This window comes from Actinoplanes sp. NPDC048791 (assembly GCF_040650095.1).
Lineage (GTDB): Bacteria > Actinomycetota > Actinomycetes > Mycobacteriales > Micromonosporaceae > Actinoplanes.
Genome location: NZ_JBEZGQ010001081.1, coordinates 1 through 2,707 on the forward strand (window position 1 = coordinate 1; position 2,707 = coordinate 2,707).

General features: G+C 72.0%; 1 protein-coding gene and 1 pseudogene. Both read left to right on the top strand.

Annotation, left to right across the window (positions count from 1 at the left end; all coding sequences use genetic code 11):
- Window positions 1-395 (top strand): annotated as a pseudogene (locus AB0C29_RS42440) (hypothetical protein); the annotation flags it as partial.
- Window positions 392-2,707 (top strand): bifunctional polysaccharide deacetylase/glycosyltransferase family 2 protein (locus tag AB0C29_RS42445; protein WP_360833183.1); only part of this gene is annotated, 2,316 nt, incomplete at its 3' end. The pseudogene AB0C29_RS42440 and the gene AB0C29_RS42445, both read left to right, overlap by 4 nt.

Here is a 2,707-nt window from a genome sequence, read left to right on the forward strand (position 1 = left end):
GCGGCGGCCAGGGCGGCGGCAGCGGCAGCGGCAGCAGCGGCAGCAGCGGCAGCGGCAGCAGCAGCGGCAGCGGCAGCAGCAGCGGCGGCAGCGGCAGTGGCAGCAGTGGCAGTGGCGGTAGCGGTGGCAGCAGCAGCAGCAGCAGCAGCAGCAACGGTGGCAGTGGTGGCAGCACTGGCGGCAGCAGCAGTGGCCAAGGCGGTGGCGGCGGCTCGGCGGATGAGCAGCCCGGGACGAAGGCGCCCGCCGAGCAGGAGCCAGTCCCACCGGCCCCGCCTGCGGTCAAGGTCGCCGTCAAGATCGCGCCCGTGGTCGCCGTCCGGGCCGAGGTGGCCGTCGCCCGCGACGCCGAGCCCGCCGAGGAGCCGGAGCCCAGCGACCAGGACACGCCGTGACCCGCCCACCGGCCCGCCGCAACCGCAACCGCGGCCGCTCCCGCCGCCGGCTGCTGCCCCGCCCCCGGGTCCTGCTCGGCACGCTGCTGATCAGCCTCTTCGTCGGCGTGCTGGTGGTGCAGGCCTACATCAACGCCGAGTTCACCGGCGACCACCTCGAGTCCGAGGTCGGCGACCAGGACGGCGTCCCGGCCGCCATCCGCAACGGCGGACCGATCATCAACACCACCGGCGGCCAGGAGAGCTCCAACCGGCTGCCGGAACGCACCATCGCGCTGACCTTCGACGACGGCCCCGACCCGGAGTGGACGCCGAAGGTCCTGCAGGTGCTCAAGGAGAACGACGCGCACGGCACGTTCTTCGTCGTCGGTTCCGAGGTGGCCCGCAATCCCGAGCTGACCCGGAAGATCACCGCCGACGGCAACGAGCTGGGCCTGCACACGTTCACCCATCCGAACATGCAGCGGCTGGCCCCGTGGCGGCGCACCTTCGAGCTGTCGCAGACCCAGGTCGCCATCGCCCGCGCCGCGGACGTGCACACCAACCTGGTGCGGTTCCCGTACTCCTCGAAGCCGCAGGCCATCGACGAGGTGAACTGGGGGATCGTCAAGGAGGCGGGCAAGCAGGGCTACCTGGTCGTGGTCAACGACCTGGACAGCGAGGACTGGCAGCGCCCCGGCGTCGAGCAGATCGTCCGCAACGCGACCCCGAAGGGCGACACCTCCGCGGTCATCCTGTTCCACGACGCGGGCGGCGAGCGGTCCCAGACGCTGGCGGCGCTGCGGGTCTTCATCCCGATGATGAAGGCGCGCGGCTACCGGTTCACCACGGTCACCGAGGGCCTGAACCTGTCCATCGCGGACCAGCGCAAGGACTCAGCCGCGGCGGTGCCGCTGCTGCCGGTGAACCCCGAGGCCAGCAGCACGGACAAGCTGCGCGGGACGGGACTGCTCTGGACCGTACGGCTGGCCGACGGCCTGGTGTGGGCCCTGGCCGGACTGTTCCTGGTGGTCGGGCTGCTGACCATCGCCCGTACGGCATTGCTTCTCACCCTCGCCACCCGGCACGCCCGGCAGCGCCGCAAGCCGGGCTGGTCCTGGGGTCCGCCGGTCACCGAACCGGTCTCGGTCATCGTGCCCGCCTACAACGAGAAGGAAGGCATCGAGGCCGCCGTCCGGTCCCTGGCCGGCGGTGATTACCCGGACATCGAGGTGGTGGTCGTCGACGACGGTTCAACCGACGGCACGGCCGCGATCGTCGAACGGCTCGGCCTGCCCAACGTGCGGGTCATCCGGGTGCCCAACGGCGGCAAGGCCAACGCCCTCAACACCGGGATCGCGCTGGCCCGGCACGACATCATCGTCACCGTCGACGGCGACACCATCTTCGAGCCGGACTCGATCCGGATGCTGGTGCAGCCGTTCGCCAGGCCGGCGGTCGGCGCGGTGGCCGGCAACGTCAAGGTCGGCAACCGCGAGACGCTGGTCGCGGCCTGGCAGCACATCGAGTACGTGATCGGCTTCAACCTCGACCGCCGCCTGTACGAGGTGCTCAACTGCATGCCGACCGTGCCCGGCGCGATCGGCGCGTTCCGCCGTGCGGCGCTGGCCCAGGTCGGCGGGATCAGCGACGAGACGCTGGCCGAGGACACCGACGTGACGATGGCGCTGTGCCGGGCCGGCTGGCGGGTCGTCTACGAGGAGCGGGCCAAGGCCTGGACCGAGGCGCCGGCGACGCTGGAGCAGCTCTACCGCCAGCGGTACCGGTGGAGCTACGGGACCATGCAGGCGATGTGGAAGCACCGCCGGGCGCTGACCGACTCCGGCGACTCGGGGCGCTTCGGCCGGGTCGGGCTGCCGTTCCTGGCCCTGTTCGGGGTGGCGCTGCCGCTGCTGGCTCCGGTCGTCGACATCATGCTGCTGTACGGCCTGGTCTTCTGGGAGCTCAGCGCGACGATGGTCGCCTGGGGGCTGATGCTGGCCCTGCAACTGTTCACCGCGGCCGTGGCGTTCCGCTTCGACAACGAGTCGCTGCGTCCGCTGTGGCGCCTGCCGCTGCAACAGTTCGCGTACCGGCAGCTGATGTACCTGGTGTTGATCCAGTCGGCGGTGACCGCCATGACCGGCGGCCGGCTGCGCTGGCACAAACTGCACCGCGCCGGACTCACCGGTGCGCGCGACCTCGCCGCGGAGGCCCCGATGATCCCCTCGATCCCACCCGCCGGGCCCAGCCCGGGCATCGCACCGGCCGTCGACACCTGGCCGCCGGTGCTGGGCCAGGTGAGCGACCCGCACCATCCGGCGACGGGCCGC